The sequence below is a fragment of the Collinsella vaginalis genome (assembly GCF_900176655.1).
In the GTDB taxonomy this organism is placed as follows: Bacteria; Actinomycetota; Coriobacteriia; order Coriobacteriales; family Coriobacteriaceae; genus Collinsella; species Collinsella vaginalis.
The window spans coordinates 130,390-154,458 of the sequence record NZ_LT838843.1; the positions used below are offsets into that span (position 1 = coordinate 130,390).

The 24,069-nt window shown below is 66.6% G+C and carries 12 protein-coding genes and 2 pseudogenes; 13 read left to right on the plus strand and 1 reads right to left on the minus strand.

The window, feature by feature from the left end:
• From CAP13_RS02345 to CAP13_RS02400, 12 genes and pseudogenes are all read left to right on the plus strand, one after another.
• Positions 1-852, plus strand: a pseudogene (locus CAP13_RS02345) (DNA-directed RNA polymerase subunit beta); the annotation flags it as partial.
• A 7-nt stretch (positions 853-859) separates the two neighbouring features.
• Positions 860-1,159: pseudogene (locus CAP13_RS02350) on the plus strand (UTP--glucose-1-phosphate uridylyltransferase); the annotation flags it as partial.
• A gap of 756 nt (positions 1,160-1,915) precedes the next feature.
• Positions 1,916-5,419, plus strand: coding sequence for a DNA-directed RNA polymerase subunit beta (rpoB, locus tag CAP13_RS02355; RefSeq protein ID WP_085830054.1), 3,504 nt, complete (start codon positions 1,916-1,918; stop codon positions 5,417-5,419).
• 6 nt (positions 5,420-5,425) lie between these two features.
• A complete protein-coding gene (locus tag CAP13_RS02360; protein ID WP_179184894.1) occupies positions 5,426-9,892 on the plus strand; it encodes a DNA-directed RNA polymerase subunit beta' in 4,467 nt (1,488 codons plus the stop codon).
• 351 nt (positions 9,893-10,243) lie between these two features.
• Positions 10,244-11,308, plus strand: coding sequence for a redox-regulated ATPase YchF (ychF, locus tag CAP13_RS02365; RefSeq protein ID WP_085830056.1), 1,065 nt, complete (start codon positions 10,244-10,246; stop codon positions 11,306-11,308).
• 9 nt (positions 11,309-11,317) lie between these two features.
• A complete protein-coding gene (locus CAP13_RS02370; protein ID WP_085830057.1) occupies positions 11,318-11,698 on the plus strand; it encodes a DUF1648 domain-containing protein in 381 nt (126 codons plus the stop codon).
• A gap of 585 nt (positions 11,699-12,283) precedes the next feature.
• A complete protein-coding gene (locus CAP13_RS02375; RefSeq protein ID WP_085830058.1) occupies positions 12,284-13,183 on the plus strand; it encodes a transketolase in 900 nt (299 codons plus the stop codon).
• Between the two features lie 4 nt (positions 13,184-13,187).
• A complete protein-coding gene (locus CAP13_RS02380; protein ID WP_085830059.1) occupies positions 13,188-14,117 on the plus strand; it encodes a transketolase family protein in 930 nt (309 codons plus the stop codon).
• A gap of 128 nt (positions 14,118-14,245) precedes the next feature.
• Positions 14,246-16,654: an ATP-binding cassette domain-containing protein gene (locus tag CAP13_RS02385; RefSeq protein WP_085830060.1), complete on the plus strand. Its 2,409-nt coding sequence runs from the start codon at positions 14,246-14,248 to the stop codon at positions 16,652-16,654.
• A 21-nt stretch (positions 16,655-16,675) separates the two neighbouring features.
• The gene (truA, locus tag CAP13_RS02390; RefSeq protein WP_085830061.1) at positions 16,676-17,566 is read left to right on the plus strand and encodes a tRNA pseudouridine(38-40) synthase TruA; all 891 of its coding nucleotides are present in this window, start codon (positions 16,676-16,678) and stop codon (positions 17,564-17,566) included.
• Between the two features lie 76 nt (positions 17,567-17,642).
• Positions 17,643-18,677 (plus strand): glycosyltransferase family 2 protein, encoded by a 1,035-nt coding sequence (locus tag CAP13_RS02395; protein ID WP_085830062.1) that lies wholly within the window; start codon positions 17,643-17,645, stop codon positions 18,675-18,677.
• A 192-nt stretch (positions 18,678-18,869) separates the two neighbouring features.
• On the plus strand, positions 18,870-19,310 hold the full coding sequence (locus tag CAP13_RS02400; protein ID WP_085830063.1) for an arginine repressor: 441 nt from the start codon (positions 18,870-18,872) through the stop codon (positions 19,308-19,310).
• Between the two features lie 428 nt (positions 19,311-19,738).
• Here the strand turns inward: CAP13_RS02400 and CAP13_RS02405 are convergent, their stop codons facing one another.
• Positions 19,739-21,889, minus strand: a complete 2,151-nt coding sequence (locus CAP13_RS02405; RefSeq protein ID WP_085830064.1) for a transglycosylase domain-containing protein — start codon at positions 21,887-21,889, stop codon at positions 19,739-19,741.
• 723 nt (positions 21,890-22,612) lie between these two features.
• Here CAP13_RS02405 and tyrS point away from each other — a divergent pair.
• Positions 22,613-23,827 carry a tyrosine--tRNA ligase gene (tyrS, locus tag CAP13_RS02410; protein ID WP_179184896.1) on the plus strand — a complete coding sequence of 405 codons (1,215 nt, stop codon included), beginning with the start codon at positions 22,613-22,615 and terminating at the stop codon, positions 23,825-23,827.
• Positions 23,828-24,069: the final 242 nt, after the last annotated feature.

A 24,069-nucleotide genomic window follows, 5' to 3' on the forward strand; every position in this document is an offset into this window, starting at 1 on the left:
AACCGCCGCATCCGCACCGTGGGCGAGCTCGTCGCCAACCAGTTCCGCATCGGCATGAGCCGCATGGAGCGCGTCGTGCGCGAGCGCATGAGCTCCCAGGACATCGACGAGATCACCCCGCAGAGCCTGATCAACATCCGCCCGATCGTAGCCGCCATCAAGGAGTTCTTCGGCTCCTCGCAGCTCTCGCAGTTCATGGACCAGTCCAACCCGCTGACGGGTCTCACCCACAAGCGCCGCCTCTCCGCGCTCGGCCCGGGCGGCCTCGCCGGCCACAAGTCCGGCTCCAGCCGCCGCACCAACGTGCCGACGGCCGTCCGCGACGTCCACAACTCGCACTACAGCCGCATGTGCCCGATCGAGACCCCTGAGGGCCCGAACATCGGCCTGATCGGTTCGCTCGCGCTCTACGCCCGTGTGAACGAGTACGGCTTCATCGAGGCTCCCTACCGTCGCGTTGAGAACGGCGTGGCCACCGACCAGATCGACTGGATGACGGCCGACGAGGAGGAGGACCACATCATCGCGCCGGCGAACACCCCGCTCGATCCCGAGACAGGCGCGTTCGTCCAGGCCGACGCCGAGGGCAACCTCACGCGTCCGCACACGGTCGTCGCCCGCACCCGCGACTTCGACGGCTCCTTCGGCGCCCCCGCCGACGTGCCCGTCGAGGCCGTGGACTACATGGACGTCTCGCCGCGCCAGATGATCTCCGTGGCCGCGACCCTCATCCCGTTCCTCGAGCACGATGACGCCAAGCGTACCCTCATGGGTGCGAACATGCAGCGCCAGGCCGTGCCGCTGGTGCGCCCCGCCGCGCCCTACGTGGGCACGGGCATCGAGCGCCGCGCCGCNCGCGCCCGCTGATGCCCCGAGCAACCTCTACATCGTCGGCCGGTACCTTCTCTCGCCGCTCGTGATGGACCTCCTGGCCGATCAGGAGCCCGGCAAGGGCGGGGAGATCCAGCTCACTGATGCCATGGCTCGCAGCCTCGAGCGCGAGGCCATGTACGCCGTCGTGGTCGATCCGCTGTCCGGGTACGACACGGGCACGCCATCCGGCTGGATGGCCACGAACGCCCTGATGGCCGCCTCCGACCCGCGGTTCGCGGATGAGTTCTGGGCCGCCATCGACGAGCGCGGCGGTCTCGGTCGCTAGGTTCTGCGGCGCATCAGGCGGGCCTGCTTTGGACGGAGTGAGGTCGGCGGATGCGCCCTGTGTCCAGTGGGTTCGAGCCAGCGCGCGAGGCTCGGGTGAAACGAGCCCCGAGCCTCTCTCACAACATGTCCTTCGAATGCACGAATAATAGGGGGTTAATTGCAAGATGTCCTCTGAATGCACGTTCATTCAGGGGGCTTCCCGCTATCGTGACGAACCTTGGTGGCAACAGAAGCATTTCAGCACCACCTCTCCATGTCGTTGGCTCAAGTGGGCCTGAAAACATACTCGCGGCCGCGTTCCCAGGCAGATCGCCATTTAAACCGCCTCGAGAAGACGTTTCGCCCCCTTTCCATGCGGGTGGCAGCGCCCCGATGCCCGACGCCGCCGGCCCGCCGGTTCGCATGGGCCGAAAACTTACTTTCGACCGCGTTCTCATGCAGATCGCCTGCGGGACCGCCTCGCGATGACGGCCTGCCTCATGCCGCCCGCGTGCCCCGCCGCCACTCGCCGATTCGCCATCCGTGGCCTCAAGTGCGCCTCACGTGTATCCCGTTCACGTAAAACCCATGAACATATGTTCGATTTGATAGTATCTACCAGCGGAAATTCAAGAAAGAAATTCTGCTAGCCCAAACAGGCCGCAAGGTCAAGGCTTTTCTTGCCGAACGGTTATCACCTGCTACACTAATACGTTGCGATAACTGGCATCGTCTCGATGCCGACCATCTCTTTCCCAAAAGGAGGGAACACCTGGTGCTGAGTGCAAACGTCACCCCGGCCGCAACGGCCACCGAACGCGAACGCGTGAACTTCGGGAAGATCCCAGGGGTCATGGAGCTGCCGAACCTCATCTCGGTTCAGAAGGAGAGCTTCACCCGCTTCATGAGCGAGGGTCTGCGCGACGCCTTCAAGGAGTCGAGCCCCATCCAGAGCCAGAACCACGTCCTCGAGGTCTCATTCGGCGAGCATCAGTTCGGCGATCCCGCCCACTCCGTCGAGGAGTGCCGCGAGAAGGATATGACCTACCAGGCCCCGCTTCTGACCGATGTCCGCCTCACCAACAAGGAGACCGGTGAGATCAAGGAGCAGCTCGTCTTCATGGGCGACTTCCCCATGATGACCGATGCCGGCACCTTCATCATCAACGGCACCGAGCGCATCGTCGTCTCCCAGCTCGTCCGCTCGCCGGGCGTGTACTACTCCACGGAGATGGACGGCGGCAAGCAGGTCTTCAAAGCTCAGATCATCCCCGCCCGCGGCGCATGGCTCGAGTTCGAGGTCGACAAGCGCGATCAGCTCGTCGTCTCCATTGATCGTCGCCGCAAGCAGTCCGCCACGATGTTCCTGCGCGCCCTCGGCATCGCCCCCACGAACGACGACATCGTCGAGCTCCTGGGCGATTCCGATGTCGTCAAGCGCACCATCGAGCGCGACACGGCCCTCACCCGCGAGGACGCCCTCATCGAGATCTACCGCCGTCTGCGTCCGGGCGAGCCGCCCACGGTGGACGCCTCCCGCAGCCTGCTCGAGGGCCTGCTCTTCAACCCGCAGCGCTACGACCTCGCCCGCGTGGGCCGCTACAAGGTCGACAAGAAGCTCAACCTCGACACCACCGAGGATGTCACGGTGCTCACCGACGAGGACATCGTCGCCACCCTGCGCTACCTCCTCGCGCTCGCGGCCGGTACCCCGGGCTTCAAGGTCGACGACATCGACCACTTCGGCAACCGCCGCATCCGCACCGTGGGCGAGCTCGTCGCCAACCAGTTCCGCATCGGCATGAGCCGCATGGAGCGCGTCGTGCGCGAGCGCATGAGCTCCCAGGACATCGACGAGATCACCCCGCAGAGCCTGATCAACATCCGCCCGATCGTAGCCGCCATCAAGGAGTTCTTCGGCTCCTCGCAGCTCTCGCAGTTCATGGACCAGTCCAACCCGCTGACGGGTCTCACCCACAAGCGCCGCCTCTCCGCGCTCGGCCCGGGCGGCCTCGCCGGCCACAAGTCCGGCTCCAGCCGCCGCACCAACGTGCCGACGGCCGTCCGCGACGTCCACAACTCGCACTACAGCCGCATGTGCCCGATCGAGACCCCTGAGGGCCCGAACATCGGCCTGATCGGTTCGCTCGCGCTCTACGCCCGTGTGAACGAGTACGGCTTCATCGAGGCTCCCTACCGTCGCGTTGAGAACGGCGTGGCCACCGACCAGATCGACTGGATGACGGCCGACGAGGAGGAGGACCACATCATCGCGCCGGCGAACACCCCGCTCGATCCCGAGACAGGCGCGTTCGTCCAGGCCGACGCCGAGGGCAACCTCACGCGTCCGCACACGGTCGTCGCCCGCACCCGCGACTTCGACGGCTCCTTCGGCGCCCCCGCCGACGTGCCCGTCGAGGCCGTGGACTACATGGACGTCTCGCCGCGCCAGATGATCTCCGTGGCCGCGACCCTCATCCCGTTCCTCGAGCACGATGACGCCAAGCGTACCCTCATGGGTGCGAACATGCAGCGCCAGGCCGTGCCGCTGGTGCGCCCCGCCGCGCCCTACGTGGGCACGGGCATCGAGCGCCGCGCCGCGATCGACTCCGGCGAGGTCACCCTCGCCCGTCACGCCGGCGAGGTCATCTTCGCCGACGCGAGCAAGATCACGGTAAAGTCCGCCGAGGGCCTGGAGGAGTACCACCTGCCCAAGTACCAGCGGTCCAACCAGAGCACCTGCATCAACCACCGTCCGCTCGTGAACGTGGGCGACGAGGTCGTCGAGGGCCAGCCGCTGGCCGACGGCCCGTCCACCGATCACGGCGAGCTCGCGCTCGGCCAGAACCTGACCGTGGCCTACATGCCGTGGGAGGGCTTCAACTACGAGGACGGCATCGTCGTCTCCGAGCGCCTGGTCTCCGAGGACCTGCTCACCACGATCAACATCTCCCGCCACGAGATCGATGCCCGCGACACCAAGCTCGGCCCCGAGGAGATCACCCGCGAGATCCCGAACCTCTCCGAGGACATGCTCGCGAACCTCGACGAGGACGGCATCATCCGCATCGGCGCCGAGGTCGGCCCCGGTGACATCCTCGTCGGCAAGGTGACACCCAAGGGCGAGAGCGCGCTGACGGCCGAGGAGCGCCTGCTCCGCGCCATCTTCGGCGCCAAGGCCCACGATGTCCGCGACACCTCGCTCAAGATGCCCCACGGCTCCTACGGCCGCGTCATCGACGTGGTCCGCTTCAGCCGCGAGGCCGGCGACGACCTCGCCCCGGGCGTGAACGAGATGGTCCGCGTCTACGTCGCCCAGCGCCGTAAGATCCAGCAGGGTGACAAGATCGCCGGCCGCCACGGCAACAAGGGCGTCATCTGCGAGGTTCTGCCCGTGGAGGACATGCCCTACATGGCCGACGGCACGCCCATCGACGTGATCCTGAACCCGCTCGGCGTCCCCTCCCGTATGAACGTCGGCCAGCTGCTCGAGTGCCACCTCGGCTGGGCCGCGGCCGCGGGCTGGGATCCCGAGTCGGATGAGTCCGAGCGCTACGTGCCCGGTCCGTTCTTCGTCTCCACGCCCGTCTTCGACGGCGCCAAGGAGGACGAGATCGCCGAGGTCATCCGCCGCGCCAACAAGAACCTGCTGAACCTCGCCACCGAGCGCTTCGGCTCGCATATGGACCCCTCGTTCGTGACCCAGCTCGACGACCGCGGCAAGACGGTCCTCTACGACGGCCGCTCGGGTGAGCAGTTCCGCGAGCCCATCACCGTCGGCACATCCTACATCCTGAAGCTCGGCCACATGGTCGACGACAAGATCCACGCGCGCTCGACGGGCCCCTACAGCCTCGTGACCCAGCAGCCGCTGGGCGGCAAGGCCCAGTTCGGCGGCCAGCGCTTCGGCGAGATGGAGGTGTGGGCGCTCTACGCCTACGGCGCCTCCAACGTGCTCCAGGAGATCCTGACGGTCAAGTCCGACGACACCGTCGGCCGCGTCAAGACCTACGAGTCCATCGTCAAGGGCGACAACGTCCCCATGGCCGGCATCCCCGAGTCCTTCAAGGTGCTCGTCAAGGAGATCCGCTCGCTCGCCCTCGATATCGAGCCGATCCAGGAGCACCGCGCCGCCGCGCCCGCTCCCGAGGCCGCTGACACCGAGGTCGACGACGTCCTCGCCGACCTCGCCGACGAGCTCCCCTCGATCGATTCCGCCGACGCCACCGCCGATGAGCTCATCGGCGAGCCCGTGGCCACCACCTCTGTGAAGGAGTAGTTGACTGTGGCAGATTTCGAAGCTACTGATTTTGACGCGGTAAAGATCTCCCTTGCCTCCGCCGACCAGATCCGCTCCTGGTCGCACGGCGAGGTCAAGAAGCCCGAGACCATCAACTACCGCACCCTGAAGCCCGAGAAGGACGGCCTGTTCTGCGAGAAGATCTTCGGTCCCGCCAAGGACTGGGAGTGCTCCTGCGGCAAGTACAAGGGCATCCGCTTCAAGGGCATCGTCTGCGAGCGCTGCGGCGTCGAGGTCACCTCGGCCAAGGTGCGTCGCGACCGCATGGGCCACATCGAGCTGGCGGCCCCCGTCAGCCACATCTGGTACTTCAAGAGCCCCACGAGCTTCCCGATGAGCCGTCTTCTGGACATCAAGTCCAAGGACCTCGAGAAGGTGCTCTACTTCGCGAGCTACATCATCACGGAGGTCGACTACGAGGCCCGCGAGGCCGACGCCGACGACCTGCGCGAGGAGCTCGCCGCCGATCTCGAGGAGATCGACGCCGAGTGCGCCCGCCAGGTGGAGAGCCTGAAGACCCAGGGCGATCCTGAGAACTTCGATGAGTTCTCCGACGAGGATCCCCTGACGCCCGAGGAGGTCGCCGCGGGCATCATCGACATCGAGGAGGAGATGAAGGACGAGAAGCAGCTCCGCCAGGACGCCTTCAACGCCTTCATGAAGCTCACCGACCGCGACCTCGTCTCCGACGAGCCGCTCTTCCGCGAGATGAAGCGCTACTACTCGATGTACTTCAAGGGCGGCATGGGCGCCGAGGCCATCCGCGATCTGCTCGCGGCCATCGACCTCGAGTCCGAGGCCGAGAAGCTCAAGGCGATCATCGCCGACGTGGACGGTCAGAAGCAGCGCCGCGAGAAGGCCGTCAAGCGCCTCGAGGTCGTGGACGCCTTCCTGAAGGGCCACAACGACCCGGCCAACATGATCCTCGACGTGATCCCCGTGATCCCGCCCGACCTGCGCCCGATGGTCCAGCTCGACGGCGGCCGCTTCGCCGCGTCCGACCTGAACGACCTCTACCGCCGCGTCATCAACCGCAACAACCGCCTGAAGCGCCTGCTCGACCTCGATGCCCCTGCGATCATCGTGAACAACGAGAAGCGCATGCTCCAGGAGTCGGTCGACGCCCTGTTCGACAACGGTCGCCGTGGGCGCCCGGTGTCCGGTCGTGGCGGTCGCCCGCTCAAGTCCCTCGCTGAGGCCCTCAAGGGCAAGCAGGGCCGCTTCCGCCAGAACCTGCTCGGCAAGCGCGTCGACTACTCCGGCCGCTCGGTCATCGTGACCGACCCGAAGCTCAAGCTCCACGAGTGCGGCCTGCCCAAGGCAATGGCGCTCGAGCTGTTCAAGCCCTTCGTCATGAAGCGCCTGGTCGAGCTTGGCAAGGTCGAGAACATCAAGGGCGCCAAGCGCGCCATCGAGCGCGGCGCCAGCTTCGTGTGGGACATCCTCGAGGAGGTCATTGACGGCCGCCTCGTCCTGCTGAACCGCGCCCCGACCCTGCACCGCCTCTCGATCCAGGCCTTCGAGCCCGTGCTCGTTGAGGGCAACGCCATCCACCTGCACCCGCTCGTCTGCTCGCCGTTCAACGCCGACTTCGACGGCGACCAGATGTCCGTGCACGTGCCGCTGTCGCTGCAGGCTCAGGCCGAGGCCCGCGTCCTCATGCTGTCCTCGAACAACCTGCGCTCCCCGGCCTCCGGCAAGCCCGTGAACATCCCCTCGCAGGACATGATCATCGGTGTGTACTACCTCACCCAGGTTTGCGAGGGCCTGGCAGGGGAGGGCCGCGTCTTCGCGAGCTTCGACGACGCCCTCACGGCCTACGACGCCCGCGCCGAGGTCGACCTGCAGGCCAAGATCCAGGTCCGCGTCAGCGGCAAGGACGCGAACATCATCACGGACGATGGCAAGTTCATCTTCCGTGTGATGAACGACCGCAACGAGCAGGTTGATTACGACGTCTCCGACGGTAAGACCGCGCGTTTCGAGACGAGCATCGGCCGCATTATCTTCAACCGACAGTGCCTGCCGGCCGACTACGAGTACATCAACTACAAGATGGTCAAGGGCGACGTGGCCAAGCTCGTGGCGGCCTGCTGCGACCGCTACCCGCAGGCCCAGGTCGGCCCCATCCTGGATGCCATCAAGTACTCGGGCTTCCACTACGCCACCCGCGCCGGCCTCACGATCTCGCTGTGGGACGCCCTCATCCCGGACGACAAGCAGCAGATCCTCGCTGACGCCCAGGCCAAGGTCGACCAGATCAACGAGTACTACGAGGAAGGCTTCCTGAACGAGCAGGAGCGCCACATCGAGGTCGTCAACGAGTGGACGGCCGCGACCGACGAGGTCGCCGCCAAGATGCTCGACCTCTTCGACGAGGAGAACCCCATCTACATGATGGCCGACTCCGGTGCCCGTGGTTCCAAGACCCAGCTGCGCCAGCTCGGTGGCATGCGCGGCCTCATGGCCGACATGTCCGGTGAGACGATCGACCTCCCCATCAAGGCGAACTTCCGTGAGGGCCTGCTCCCGCTCGAGTACTTCATCTCGACCTACGGCGCCCGCAAGGGCCTCGTCGACACCGCGTCGCACACGTCCGACTCCGGTTACCTCACCCGCCGTCTGGTGGACGTGGCCCAGGACGTCATCGTGCGCGAGGAGGACTGCGGCACCGCCGAGGGCGTGACCTACAACCTGATCATCGCCGGCACCGACAACCTGAACGCCGACCTAGTGGGCCGCTGCCTCGCCGAGGACGCCGTGGCCGCCGACGGCACCGTGCTGCTCGCGCGCGACGCCTACCTCGAGTCCGAGGCCGATATCCAGCGCCTGCTCGACGCCGGCCTCAAGACGGTCAAGCTCCGCGCCCTGCTCACCTGCCGCTCCAAGTACGGCGTCTGCCAGAAGTGCTACGGCTGGGACCTCTCCACGCGTCGTCCGGTCGCCATCGGCACCGCGGTGGGCATCATCGCCGCGCAGTCCATCGGCGAGCCCGGCACCCAGCTCACGATGCGCACGATTCACTCGGGCGGCGTCGCGGGCGTCGACGACATCACCCAGGGTCTGCCGACCGTGGGCCGCATGTTCGACGTCGTCGGCAACGTGAACGAGAAGATCCTCGGTCGCGAGGCCGATCTGGCCCCGTTCTCGGGCGTGCTGGCCATCAAGCCGGAGAAGTCCGAGTACGTGCTCACCCTCACCGATCCGGACGATTCGACGCGCATCCTCGAGGAGAAGCGCGTCCCGGCCTCCGTGCGCTTCATGCCCGGCATCGAGGACGGCTGCACCGTCCGTGCCGGTGACCAGATCACCAAGGGCTTCGTGAACTTCCGCAACCTGCGCAAGCTCACGGACATCGAGAGCACGATGCACACCTTCGTGGAGAGCGTCAAGGACGTCTACACGAGCCAGGGTGTCGACCTGAACGACAAGCACATCGAGGTCATCGCCCGTCAGATGCTGCGCCGCGTTCAGATCACCAACCCCGGCGACTCCCGCTACCTGCTCGGCCAGTATGTGGACCGCTACGAGTTCGCCGACGAGGTCGAGCGCGTGGCGCGCCTGGGCGGCAACCCGCCTGCCTCTGAGCCCGTGATCCTCGGTACGCTGAAGGTCGCCTCGAGCATCGACTCTTGGCTGTCCTCCGCGTCGTTCATCCGCACCGCGGGCGTCCTCACCGAGGCCGCCATCGAGGGCAAGGTGGACCGCCTGCTGGACCTCAAGTCCAACGTCATCGTGGGCAAGAAGATCCCCGTGGGCACCGGTCTCGCGCCGTACCACGACGCGCAGCTCACCTACCGCACCGCAGAGGGTTACCGCACGGTCGAGGGCTCGGCCGCCGGCTCCAAGAGCCTGCCCGACTGGGCGCCCGAGGAGCTCAAGGAGCTCGATGAGCAGCTGCCGCAGGAGCTCGACTGGTCTGGGTACGACGAGTACGGTGGAGGCGACGGGTCTTTCACCCGCAACGGCCGCACGATCTCGGCCGAGGACGCCCGCCTCTACCTCTTCGACGACCTGGGCGTGTCCCAGCGCTGGACCAACAAGTTCAGCGAGGTTGGCATCGAGAACGTCGGCGACCTCGTGGGCAAGTCCGAGGAGGACCTGCTCCGCATCGACGGCATCGGCGCCAAGGCCATCGAGGAGCTCCGCGACGGCCTCGAGCAGCACAACCTGCTCTACATCCTCGACAACTCCGAGGACATGGCCGACGAGGAGGACCTCTCCCATCTCCTGCAGATGGTGTTCTCGCCGGACGGCCCGGACGACATCCTGCTTGGCGCCTCCGCGCCCCGCAGCCACTTCGGCTCCGACGAGGAGATGCTCGGCGCTCCCGCCGACACCTCCAAGAAGGAGGGCGGCGTGATCAACGAGGACATGGCCTCGCTCGATGAGCTCCTGAACCAGCTCGTCGAGACCGATGACGCTGACGGTGCCGAGGAGTCCGAGGAGTAGGACGGTTCGAACCGCACGGGTTTGAAGCACCCCGGATGTGGCGACGCCGCGTCCGGGGTGCTTTTTATGGAATGGGGCGGCACCTCCAGACACCTTGGCTCTCGGGGTTCGAGGGGCTCATGCTCTGTGCGGCTTCGTGTATGGAGATGAACCTTAGGGTCATCTCGTTCAGTCCCGCGCTGTGAGATGGCGTGTCTGACGCATCCCGGATCGATGCGTCGCGCGGCCGGATCTGCGCTGCGGTGCGTCCCGCTGTTCCGCCGCTTGGTCGTCGCCGGGCACCTGCCTCCGTGCTATCGTAGGAGGCTGCATACACGCGGCTCACGCCGCATCGTCTGATAAGGAAGCACCATGGCCCTGTCTATCGGCATCGTCGGCCTGCCCAACGTGGGCAAGTCGACGCTCTTCACCGCCTTGACCAAGAAGGGCGGGCTCGCCGCGAACTACCCCTTCGCCACCATCGACCCTAACGTCGGCATCGTGGATGTGCCCGATGCCCGGCTCCAAGCGCTCGCCGACATCGTGCACCCGGGTCGCATCATGCCCGCCACGGTCGAGTTCGTGGACATCGCCGGTCTGGTGAAGGGGGCCAACGCGGGCGAGGGCCTGGGGAACCAGTTCCTCGCGAACATCCGTGAGACGGATGCGATCTGCGAGGTCGTGCGCTATTTCAAAGACCCCGATGTCGTGCATGTGGACGGTCGCGTGGACCCGGCGAGCGACGCCGACACCATCATGACCGAGCTGATCCTCGCCGACATCCAGACGCTTGAGCGCCAGATCCCCAAGCTCGAGAAGGAGGCGAAGCGCGACCGCGCGCTCGCACCCAAGCTCGACGTTGCGAAGCACCTGGTTTCCTGGTTGAACGACGGTCACCGCGCCGCCGCGATGGAGATGACCGACGACGAGCGCACGGCCGCCCGCGAGCTCTTCCTGCTCACCATGAAGCCGATGCTCTACGTGGCGAACGTGGATGAGGACGCCCTGGGGGATGAGCCGGCGCCCATCGACGGGGTCACGCCGATTCCCATTTGTGCGAAGGTGGAGGCCGAGCTCTCTGAGCTCGAGCCCGATGAGGCGGCCGAATACCTGGCTGACCTCGGCCTTGAGCACTCGGGCTTGGAGACCCTGGCCCAGGCGGCCTACAGCCTGCTCGGCCTCCAGAGCTTCTTCACCGCCGGCGAGATGGAGGTCCGTGCCTGGACCGTGCGCGTGGGCGCCACGGCGCCGCAGGCCGCCGGCGTCATCCACACCGATTTCGAGCGCGGCTTCATCAAGGCCGAGGTCATCGCCTATGACGACTACGTTGAGCTCGGGGGCGAGCAGGGGGCGAAGGCCGCCGGCAAGCTCCGGATGGAGGGCAAGGACTACGTTATGGCCGACGGTGACGTCTGCCACTTCCGCTTCAACGTCTAGGGGGCGCTCATGTTTCGCTACGGGACGCGCGGCGGCGTCATGTTCATCGCGCTGGTGGTGCTCGCGCTCATCCCGCTTGTCACCGCAGCGGTGGTGGTGCCGGGCCTCGCGGACAGCGTGCCGATGAAGATCGCCGCCGATGGCGAGGTGCTCCGCTACGGGAGCCGGTTCGAGCTCCTGATGCTCCCGGCGCTCTGCACGCTGCTCGGCCTCGCCACCGCGGGGAGCGCCGGCAAGCAGGCTCGCGAACGGAAGGGGGAGTCTGAGGTCACGGCGCGCATGACCTACGAGCGCTACCTCCGCAACGGGCTCGTCACGGCGGTGGTCTTGAACGCGGCGAACGCGTACCTCTTCTACATGGTGCTCTCGGGCCACGGCATCGGGTTCTAGCGGGCGGCTTGCCGGGGCGGGCGAGGGTCTCGCCTACACACCCACGCTTAAGCGCGTAAAACGTCTTCTCGAGGCCATTCCAAGGGCGATCTGCATAGAAGCGCGGTCGAAAGTAGGTTTCCGCGTCCATGTGCGCCAGTGACGCGGAGCGGTAGGGGCAAAGCGCGGGCCGCTAACACGTGAGCTGCCGGCATGCGGGCAGCTGGCACAAAGATTCGACGCGCGACCCCGCTAGCATGGCCTCGATGCTGACAGTGCACGATTAGCCCTTTCAAACCGAATTCAGTCCAAATTTCGACCTGTCAGCAGGGGACCAAGGCGCTGACAGGTCGATATTCGCCTTTTCCGAGGGATGAAAGCCGCGATTCTGCACTGTCAGCATCGGGGCCACGACTCTGCACGGTCAGAACCGGGGTCATGACGCCGACGGGTTGGAGCCGGCCCTCCGAACCGCGTCCGCCATATCACGCACAGGGCCGAATTATGCACGGTCGGCAAGGTGGGCGTACGGGGCGCGCGGCGGGCCCCGGTCGACCTGCTACAATGGGCTGCGTCTGTGGAGCCGGCCGACGCGAAGGGACAACCATGACAACAGATTCGCTCAGAAGCTCGTGCGCGCGCACGGACGGTGAGATCGCTCTCATCGCCAACCGTATGCGGCACGACATCATCGCGATGCTCGAGGCATCGGGCACCGGTCATCCGGGCGGCTCGCTCTCGGCAGCCGATATCTTGGCGACCCTCTACTTCTCAGGCGTCATGGGCTACGACCCGGCCAATCCGGAGTATCCCGACCGCGATCGCTTCATCCTCTCAAAGGGTCACATCGCCCCGGGCCTCTACGCCGTTCTCGCCCAGGTGGGCTATCTCACCCGCGAGGAGCTGCTCACCCTCCGCAAGCTCGGTTCGCGCCTCCAGGGGCACCCCGATAGCAACATCTGCCCGGGCGTCGAGGTCTGCACCGGCTCGCTCGGCCAGGGCCTCTCCATCTCCTCTGGCATCGCGCTCGGCTTTAAGCTCGACGCCGCCGCATCCGGTACCGCGCCCCGCCGCGTCTTCACGCTCACCGGCGACGGCGAGCTCCAGGAGGGCCAGAACTGGGAGGCCCTGATGTTCGCCGGGAACCACGGCCTGGACAACCTGGTCGCCATCGTCGACAACAACAACCTGCAGATCGACGGCCATGTGAGCGACGTTAACGACGTCCAGCCCCTGGCCGACAAGTTCCGGGCCTTCAAGTGGCACGTCATCGAGGTCGACGGTCACGATGTGCCGGCGATCCGCGCCGCGCTCGACGAGGCCGTGGCCCACACCGGTCAGCCCGTGGTCATCATCGCCCGGACCGTCAAGGGCAAGGGCGTCTCCTTCATGGAGGACCAGTGCAAGTGGCATGGGAACGCGCCTGACGCCGAGCAGGCGGCTGCAGCCCTCGAAGAGATCGATTCCGTGGGCGCGCGCCTCGCCGCCGCGGTTAAGGAGGCCTAAGGACATGGCAAAGGCAACCCGCGCCGCGTTCGGCGAGACCCTGGTGGAGCTCGTCGACGAGGGCCTCGACATCATGGCGGTCGACGCCGATCTCGCCGGTTCAACCACCACCTCCAAGCTCGCCGCCGCCCATCCCGACCGCATGGTCGACGTCGGCATCGCCGAGCAGAACATGATCGGCGTCGCCGCCGGCCTCTCCCTCACGGGCCGCACGGTCTTCACCGGCTCCTTCGCCGTCTTCGGCGCGGGCCGCTGCTGGGAGCAGATCCGCAACACCGTCTGTGTGAGTAACCTGAACGTGAAGGTCTGTCCCACGCACGCCGGCATCACCGTGGGCGCCGACGGCGAGACCCATCAGGCGCTCGAGGACATCGCCCTCATGCGCACCCTGCCGCATATGCGCGTCCTCGTTCCCGCCGACTACGCGAGCGCCAAGGCGGCCATCCGTCTCGCCGCCACGACCCCCGGCCCCTTCTACGTGCGCCTCGGCCGCGAGGGCCTGCCGGCGGTCTACGAGGACGGTATGAGGATCGAGGACGAGGCCTTCGCCCGCGTGCTCCGCGAGGGCGCGGACGTCACCCTCGCCGCTTGCGGCGTCGAGGTGGCCCAGGCGCTCGCCGCCGCGGAGGCCCTCGCCGAGGAGGGCATCTCCGCCGAGGTCATCGATGTCATGAGCGTGAAGCCGCTCGCCGAGGACGTCATCCTCACCTCCGCGGAGAAGACGGGTCTCGTGGTCACGGTCGAGGAGCACAGCATCTACGGCGGCATGGGGTCCGCGGTGGCCGAGCTCCTGGGCGAGAAGCTCCCGACGCGCATGGTGCGCATGGGCATGACCACCTTCGGTCAGTCCGCCGCCGCGTCTGAGCTGCTCGAGTACTACGGGCTCAATGCAGCCGGCATCGCCGCCCGTGTGCGCGAGGCTTGCGGTCGATAGAGGTTGAGACCCCGTCGTGGGCGGGGCATGGTTCTGGGAACCCGGGCGCATCCCCGCGCTCGCCGACCGGTCGGTCGGCTGGGGGAGCGGCCGGGTTCCGTGCGTCAGAAGGTCTGAGGGGAGGGCAGATGATCGAGATCACCGAGGCGTGCGTCGAGCGCGGGGGATCCGTGGCCCTCGATCGCGTCTCGCTCACCCTTGAGCCCGGTGAGGTGCTGGCGGTTGCGGGCGAGAACGGGTCGGGGAAGTCGACCTTGGCCCGTCTCGCTGCCGGGGCCCTGCTCGCCGCTGGCGGCTCTGCCTCGGTGGATGGTGTTGACCCTGCCGCCGGGGTGCCTGAACGCGCCGAGGTCAGGCGCCTGGTGGGCCTCGTGCCGCAGGACCCGGCCGATGCAATCGTCTCACCCCGCGTCTTCGATGAGATCGCCTTCGGGCCGCGCAACCTCAGATGTTCCGAGGAGGAGGTTGCCGACCGCGTGGCGGCGTCCCTTGCAGCCGTTGATATGACAGGGGCACGGGATCGCCTCGTGGCCGAGCTCTCCGGTGGCGAGCTTGTGCGCGTCGCCCTTGCGGGGGCTCTTGCGATGCGCCCGTGCTACCTGGTGCTCGACGAGGTCGGTGCGATGCTCGACGGGGCGCTCAGGGGCGAGGTTCGCGCCCTCGCGCACCGTCTCGCGAAGGAGTCAGGCCTCGGGATCCTCATGGTCACGCATGATCCGATCGATATCGTCCGTGCGGATCGCGTCGCGGTTCTCAAGGCGGGACGCGTGGCCTGGAGTGGATCCCCGCAGGACCTGATGAGGTATGAGGAAGGGCTCTGGAGGCAGGTCGTGGGGGAGGGGCTGCTTGCAGCCACCGTGCGGGCGAGGGAGCTCGGCAGCGGATCCCGGCACCCTGGTGGGTCCGCTGCGCTGTTCCAGGGAGCAAGCCTAGTGGCCGACTCGCCCTCGGGACCCTCGCTCGTCATCGCGGGCGTCTCCCACCGCTATCCCGGGGCCGACCGGCAGGTGCTCACTCAGGTTGATCTCACGGTTCAGCCCGGGGAGGTCCTGCTGCTCAGCGGGCCGTCCGGTTCAGGGAAGTCGACGCTCGCGGCTATCGCGTGCGGCCTCCTGGCGCCCGAGCGGGGCACGGCCTCGCTCGATGGCGAGCCCGTCCATGCGTCCCAGGTGGGCTTCTCCTCGCAGCGTCCGGAGTCCCAGCTGTTCCTCGATCGGGTCCACGATGAGCTCGCCTTCGGACCCCGTGCCATCGGTCTTGGCGCTCAGGAGGTCGAGGCCCGCGTCGGCGCTGCCGCGCAGGCGTTTGGCATCGACGAGACGACGCTTGATCGCCATCCCCTCGAGCTCTCCGGGGGGTGGCAGCGCCGCGTAGGGCTTGCCGCCGTGCGCGCTCTCGGTCCGGCTGCCTACGTGTTCGACGAGCCGACCGCCGGCTTGGACGCGCAGGGGCGCGCCGAGGTGCACGGTCTCGCGACCGATCTCGCCCGAGCGGGGGCTCCGGTGCTCGTCATCTCGCATGATGTCGATGAGTGGCTGGAGCACGCCGGTGCGGTTGCCCTCATCCGCGAGGGCGAGCTGGTGTGGCGGGGGAGCGTTTTTGCGCTTGCGGATCACCCCGAGGTGTGGGCGCGCGCCGGTCTCGACCGACCTGTCGTGCTCGGCGGCGCGCTCGATGGCGGGGTGCGCTCAGGCGCCTCCTCGGATACGGTCCCCATCTCCTCCGCTCCCGCGCGCGGCGCTGCGCCCGTGGGGTCCGTGCACGGTCCGGCGGCTACGGCTCCGCCTCGTTCGCTCGACGCCCGTGTCAAGATCGCCCTCTTTCTCGCCGCCGCCGTGACGGCGTTCCTGGCGCCGCCGCCCGTGGCCGTTGCGGTCGGGGCCCTCGCCCTCCTCGTGACCGCGGCCATTGCGGGCCCCCGCCGGGTCGCCCACCGCCCGCCCCTCGTCCCGATCGTCCTCCTCGCGGCGCTCGTCCTCCTGGCCAACCTCGTCACGCTCGATGGGAGCGGGGCGGTGTCGCTCATCGGAAGCGTCGGTCTGAACCCGTCTGCGGGCCTTGTGGCGGTGGCGGTCCTGGCGCGCCTGGGCATCCTGCTCGGTTTGGCGCTTGCGCTGGCAGGCACCACGGCGGTGCCCGAGCTCTCCGACGCTCTGGTGCGCCTGCTGTCCCCGCTCGCCCGCCTCGGCGCACCCGTCGGGGTCCTGGGCGCCGCGCTCTCGATCGCGCTCACATCCATCCCGGCGGTTTCGGAGGAGTTCCGCCGCATCGCAGACGCCCAGCGCGTTCGCGGGGCCCGATTCGACGACGGCTCCCTTACGGAGCGCATCGGTTTACACGCCGCCATCCTCATCCCCCTCGTTTCCGCTTTGCTCGCCCGGGCTGATCATCTGGGGGAGGCGATGGCGGCCCGCGCTTTCGCACCCGATGTCATCCAGGTGCCTGCGCAGGGGCTCGCCCGCCGTGATATCGTGACGCTCGCTGCAGGTCTCGCAGCCTGCGCTCTCGCCCTCGCTATCACGTTCATGATCCGCTGACGTCAGAAAGGCTCTCGTCCCATGTCGATCGACCCCATCGTCCCTGCCACGTCAAGCCCGGAGCCTGCGGCGGCCATCAGCCGCCCCGTCCCCGACCCCTCGGAGCCAGGAGCCGATGCCCCCTCCGCGGGCACCGTCGTGCTCCGCCTCGCCTACGACGGGGCCGCGTTCTCGGGATTCGCCGAGCAGCCGGGTCAGCGCACCGTCGCCGGCGAGGTCCGCCGCGCCCTCGAGACCTTCCTGCGCCGTCCGATCGAGCTCACCTGCGCGGGTCGCACGGACGCGGGGGTCCATGCGGTCGCCCAGTACGTGAGCCTGCCGGCTGCGGGAGACGAGCTCGCCATCGCGCGGAGCCGCTGGATGCGGGCGCTTGCGGCCCTCCTGCCCGGGGATATCGCCGCCAAGGCCGTCTACCACGCCGCCCCGGGGTTCTCGGCCCGGTTTGACGCCCGCTCCCGCACCTACACCTACCGTATCGCCACCGGCGAGGCCAAGCCCCTCCTCACCCGGGGTGTCGCCTGGTGGCACCGGACCCTGCTTGATGTGCCCGCGATGGAGCGGGCGGCAGCCCAGCTGGTCGGTGAGCACGACTTCAAGAGCTTCTGCAAAGCCTCCTCGGCGGTGGGGAAGTCCACCTGCCGCTGCATGCAAGCGGTCTCCTTTGCTCACGAGGTGCAGCTGGGAGAGGAGCTCATCGCCTTCACGATCACGGGGAACGCCTTCCTGCACTCGATGGTCCGCACGATCGTGGGGAGCTTGGTGGAGGTGGGTACCGGCAGGCGGGACCCCTCCTGGATGGCTGAGGTGCTCGCTGCCCGAGACCGCATGGCCGCCGGCCCCACCGCCCCGGCGCAGGGTTTGTGCTTTATGAGTGTGTCGTATGATGAGGGCGTGTTGGCTCTCTGTTCTTGATGTGCCCCGCCCGGGCCCCCCGATCCCCTCCGAACGGTTGGGATACCATGCAGTCACATGAGTAAGGAGGCGCGGGTTGACCCATCGGACTGTGAAGCGACCAGAGGTGTCGGTGCTCCTCGCCGTCCATGACGCCGAGGATCTGATCGCCCGGTGCGTCGAGAGCGTGCTCAGCCAGTCCCTCCGCGATATCGAGGTCATCATCGTCGACCTCACCTCCACCGATCACACCCCGCAGCTGCTCGATCGCTTCGTCGACCGCGATTTTCGCGTCGATGTGCTCTCGTGTGAGACCGGCCGCATCGAAGACGGCCTCGCCACCGCCATCGAGGCCGCGCACGGAGAGCGTCTGCTCCTGCTCGACCAGGCCGATTGGCTCTCTCCCGATTACCTCGATCAGATGCTCGCCGCCGCGCGCGAGCGGTCATGCGAGCTCGTCATTCCGTTTACGCCTCGTGAGGACGCGCCCCGCTCCGCTCGCCTGCAGCTGCTGGCGACGGACGCCGAGCTCCATCATGGGGCGGTTGACCTGCTCGCTGAGGAGGTGCTCGAGAGCGCCTTCGGTATGCTCGCCGACGCCTCGCTCATGCGCGCTGCCGCCCAGTCCACCACGGATCCCGGGCTCCTCGCCCTCGACCTCTTCGACCGCGCTTCGTGCGTCGCCGTTCTTGAAACCTCATCGCTCCATCGTGACCTCCCCGTTTGGCCGGGACCGCTCGATCCGGCGCGCTATGAGCGTTGCGAACGCCAGCACGAGCGTCTGCTCGCGCTCTTCGCGGCCTGGGGCCTCGCTGCGGACGAGGAGAGCATGACGGCCCTCCATCGCCATCATCTGGTGGGTGTGATCCGCTGCATCGAGAACGCCTGCCTCGGCGCGGGGCATCTCTCATCGATCGAGCGTCGCCAGCGCGTGCAGGACATGATCGACGACCATCTCACGCGCGATTCGATCGAGGCGCTCAGATCATCGAGTGGGGAGTTCGGTCTGATGTTCGCCCCCATCGCCCGACGTTCGGCCGCGGCCTGCTTCTTGGGTGCCCGGATCAGGGGCGTTGTGGGCCGCGTGTTCGCCCCCTGGCCCTTCGCGCGCCCGTTCGCCACGCTCTCGTAACGAATATCGCACCGGTTCGAACCTCTCATCATTAGTTGTGCAATTTAATTAAATATGCAAGGTGTGTCAGTTGTCCTCCCGTTGTGGAGGAGTTCTGAGTCAAAGAAGTAAATATGCGGTCATGCATTCCATAGGGGCCGTTTAACCGTTATGCTAAAAATCGATCAATCCATACGTATGAGGGAGAGCAGGATGGCTAAAAAACGCAATAACCGTCAAGAAGCTATTCGCGATATCGTACGCAACCGCAATGTCCGAACCCAGCGCATGCTGGTCGACGAGCTGAAGGAGTGCGGCTTCACCTGCACGCAGGCGACCGTCTCACGTGATATCGCCGACATGGGCCTGCGCAAGCTTCCCGAGGGCGTATACGTGCTGGCCGAGGATCTCCATCTTCAACGCATGGTGTCTGAGCTCGTCATCGGGGTGCAGCGCACGGACAACCTCGTGCTCGTGAAGGCTCAGCCCGGCACCGCTTCGGGTATAGCGGCCGCGATCGATGGGGCGGAGCTCCCGGACGTCATGGGCTCGCTCGCCGGTAACGACACGATCCTCGTGATCGCGCGCTCCGCTGAGAACGGGGAGCGCTTCGAGGCCATGATCGGCAAGCTCAGGAACGTGCGCAGTAAATGATCGCTCTCTTCCATATCCTGCTGATCGCGCTGGTGCTCCTGCTGCCCATCGCGCTTATCGGTCTTCTGGTCTGGTACTACCTGCGTTCACGGGCGAGCCGCTAGGGGACGGATCCTCATACGAACATGCCGCGATGACGGGGCGCATCCAAGACGGGTGCGCCCCGTTTGCTCTGTGCCGGGAGCGCCTCGGAGCTCGGCCGTGTTCACCATCGATTCGTGAGCAAGCTGCTGCTATACCACCTGCCGCTGCATTATCCGTCACGGCTTCACAGGTCTCCGCCGGGTACCCGCCGGCTTGAGCGCCGCTGCCGAGGTCGATGGGCCCGGGCCTCGGCGCGGCGTGAAAAACGGGACCTGGCGCGCTGCCAGGCCCCGTTTAGTTCGATGCTGCCCGCTGCCTGCGTGAGGGCGCTATGAGTGGGCTCGTTACTCGGTGGTGCCTCCCGGGTTCGGTGTCACGGTGTTGTCCTGACCGTCGCCGGGCTGTGTGGTGTCGTCGGTGTCAGTGCCCGTGTCGTCGGTGCCGGTGTCCTCAGGATAGTCCGCATTGGGATCGATCTCGGTCTCATCCTGCGTGTCCGTGGTCTCCTCGTTGGTCTGGTTCTCCTCGTCCTCACGTCCCGTGGCGTCGTACGTGAAGCCCCAGCTGCTGTTCTCCTTGTAGGTGGGGGCGTCGCCGGTTGGGAACTCCTCGCGCGCGACGCCTGACAGGGCCGCGGTCATGAAGGTCTTGAAGATGGGGAGCGGGAGGTCGGAGGTGCGGTAGCCCACGCGCGCGTTCGAGCCCGAGCGGCCGGTCCAGATGGCGGTGCAAAGCTGCGGCGTGTACCCGACGAACCAAAGGTCGGAGGTCGTGTTCGCCGTACCGGCCGTACCGGTCTTGCCGGCGACGGGCTGGTTGATGTTGGGGGCGTAGCCCGCGCCTGTGCCGCCGCTCGCGAGGACGCCCTCGAGCACGTCGGTCACCGCGGCCGCCTCACCGGCGGTGAGGATCTCCTCGGGGGTGTCCTGGTGCTGGTAGAGCGTCTCGCCGGTGCGCGAGGTGATCTCCGTGATGGCGACGGAATCGCGGTGCTTGCCGCCGTTGGCGAAGGTCGCATAGGCCTCGGCCATCTCAAGCGGCGTCAGGAACGCGGTACCGAGCGTCAGGCTCGGCTGGCCGACGAACTCGGCCGCCTCATCCGAGGTGTCGATGCCGAGGTTCTTGCTCATGTTCGCAACGGCGTCGTAGCCGATGGCCTCCTGCACCGCCACATAGCCCGTGTTCGACGACACCGCGGTGGCCTGCGCGAGGGTGCGCACGCCGTAGTTGATGTTGCCGTAGTTCTGCACGGTGAAGGTGGTGCCTGAGATGGTGAAGGTCTTCGGCGAGGTGCAGTCGAGCGAGACGGTGGGGTTCATGCCGTCTTTGATGGCCGCGGCGAGCGTGATGCCCTTGAACGCGGAGCCCGATGAGCGCCGGGTCAACACGTGGTTGGTGTGCGCGCCCGCGGCGTCGTTGTAGTTCCTGCCGCCGACCATGGCCTTGATGTAGCCGGTCTTGGGGTCGATCGCCACGAGGCCCAGGTCGAGCTCGCTGGCGCCCTTGGCCTCGAGCTGGCCGATAGCGGTCTGCTCCGCCTGGGCCTGCATGGTGGGATCGATCGTGGTCTTCACCGTGAGCCCGCCCTTGAAGATCACGTCGGTCGTGAACTCCTTCTGCAGGAGGCTCTTCACGTAGTCCACGAAGTAGGGGTAGGCGAGGGTGCCGCTCTCGGGGGTCTCGGTCACATTCAGGGAAAGGGGCTCGGCCTGGGCGGCGTCATGCTCCTCCTGCGTGATCACGTTGTTGGAGAGCATGCGGTCGAGCACCGTGTTGCGGCGCTGGACGGCGAGGTCGGGGTTGACCGTGGGGTCGTAGGTGCTCGGGGAGTTGGGCAGGCCCACGAGGAGGGCGGCCTCGGCGAGGGTGAGGTCGTTTGCGGACTTCGAGAGGTAGGTCTCGGCTGCGGCCTCGATGCCGTAGGCGCCGTGGCCGTAGTAGATGGTGTTGAGGTACATCATCAGGATCTCGTCTTTGGAGTAGATCTCCTCCATCTTGATCGCGATGAAGGCCTCGCGGACCTTGCGCTCGATGGTGACGTCGAACTGCTCCTCGGAGAGGATCGTGTTGCGCACGAGCTGCTGGGTGATGGTGGAGGCACCCTCGGAGCGGCCCAGGAACTGCATGAACGTGGCGCGGGCGATGCCGACGGGGTCGATGCCGCCGTGCTCGTAGAAGCGCTCGTCCTCGGTGGCGACGGTGCCCTTCAGCACGTAGGGGGAGACCTGGTCGGCGGTGACGGTCACGCGGTTCTGGACGTAAAGGCTCGCGATCTTGTTGCCGTTGGCGTCCAGGACCTCGGTGGGCTCGCTCACCATGTAGAGGTTGGTGTCCGTGTAATCGGGCAGGTCGGAGAGCCAGCGGTTGACATTCGCGACCATGCCCACCGCAAAGGCGACACCTGCGATGAGCAGGAAGCCGAAGACCGAACCGAGGATTACAGGGATGGTGTGCGACTTGGCGTGCTGCCGAGCGTGGCGCTCGCGAGGGCCCATGCGTACCTCCAAGAGTGTGCGGAAACACGATAGATATCAACACAATAGCGCAACCTGCCGGCCTGAATACGGCCCGGGGGATAGCTGTCGTAAGAAAACACGGTGTTTGAGCGTATATCGGGTCGGATGCCTGGGGCTTGCCGTTGGCTGCACCTGGTTGCCTGTACCGCCCTGAGCCGCCCGCCCGCGGGGCTTGGGGCCGGAGCTGCCCCGGGACGTGAATTTGGTTTCGACTGCCGCGGGCGCGCTTTTGCATTTCTTTGAGCTATGCATAGCCGATTGGCGTGACGAGGAGTACGAAAAGAGAATCCGCAGATCAGAGCTGGTGCAAAAAGTGGCGTTATGCATAGGTTGGTTCACAGCGCGGCTTGTTCGGCTACAAATCTATGCACAGCTCAAAGAAATGCAAAAAGCTGGTGGTATGTACATGCAGACCCGGCGGCATGTTGGGGGTGCGAGCGAAACGTTGAATCGCTTGCGGTCCGGATTGGGGCTGCCGCGCGGGAGGAGATCGAGCCGCCCTCGCCCTCTCCTGAGGAGGGGGTGGGGGCACCGGCGTCGTCGCCACTGCCGATGCCCGCGGCAGCCATGGTGCCACGGTGGGGCCGCATATCGCCCCGCCCGCCCCCTGTCATCTCCGTTACACTAGAAAAGTTACCTACATGAGCACCGCCCGGGCGCGTCCCCGGCGAGGGCGCTACCCGTCTCTAGGAGGACCGAGCATTGCTATCCGTTGACGAGCAAATGCGCATCATCACGTCCGGCGCGGCCAAGATCGTGCCCGAGGCAGATCTCAGGAAGAAACTCGAGCGCGGCGTGCCGCTGAACATCAAGCTCGGCGTGGACCCCACGTCGCCCGACCTGCACCTCGGCCACGCCGTCCCGCTGCGCAAAATGCGCCAGTTCCAGGACCTCGGCCATCAGGTCACCCTCATCATCGGCAACGGCACCGCCATGATCGGCGACCCGTCGGGCAAGAACTCCACGCGCCCGCAGCTTTCGCAGGAGCAGGTCGAGGCCAACGCCCAGACCTACGTTGAGCAGGCTATGAAGATCCTCGACCCCGCGCGCACCACGATCGTGCACAACGGCGACTGGATCCTCTCCCTCGACCTCAAGGGCCTGCTTGAGGTCGCGAGCAAGTTCACGGTGGCGCGCATCCTCGAGCGCGACGACTTCACGAAGCGCTACCACAACCAGACGCCCATCGCCCTGCACGAGTTCCTCTACCCGGTGATGCAGGCCCTGGACTCCGTCCAGATCAAGGCAGACGTCGAGATGGGCGGCACCGACCAGCTCTTCAACCTCCTCGCCGGCCGCGAGCTCATGGAGAAGATGGACATGGAGCCGCAGGTGGCGCTTACGATGCCCCTGCTCGAGGGGACCGATGGCGTGCGCAAGATGAGCAAGTCCTACGGCAACTACATCGGCCTCACCGATGAGCCGGCGGATATGTTCGGCAAGGCGATGTCCATCCCCGACGAGATGATCGGGAAGTACTACCGCCTCGCGAGCTCCAAGTCGCCCGATGAGGTCGACGCCATCGAGGCCGCCCTCGCCGATGGCACGGCCAATCCCTATGAGCTCAAGCGCGCCCTCGGCCGCGACCTCTGCGACACCTACCATGGCGCGGGCGCCGGTGCCGCCGCCGAGGAGGCCTTCGATCGCGTCTTCAAACAGAACGAGCTGCCCGAGGACATCGCCGAGGTCTCAGTTGACCTGGCACCCTCCGAGGACGGCACCGTCTACCTCGCCGGCGTGCTGAAGGACGCGGGCCTGGCGCCCTCGGCCGGTGAGGCCCGCCGCCTGATCGACGGCGGTGGCGTCAAGATCGACGGCACGGCGGTGGCCGCCAAGAGCTACAACGTGGACGCCGCGCTCCTCAAACCCGGCACCGTCCTCCAGGTGGGCAAGCGCAAGTTTGCCCGGCTCGCCTAAAATCAGGTAACCCCAGAGCCCCGCTCAAGCACGCGGGGCTCTTTTCATGCGTGAAGATCATGGTGCGCCAGTGAATAGGGCTAGGGGAGGTCGTGTCGATCTCTGCCCTCTTTTCAGCACAAAAACGTCCCCTGGTGCAAGGCACCAGGGGACGCGCTCTTTTTACTCCCTTACATGGGGATGGCTTTTCACACAGCGTAGCCCGCGGGGCCTGTGCGCCCTGAAGCGTTTGCGAAGCCACG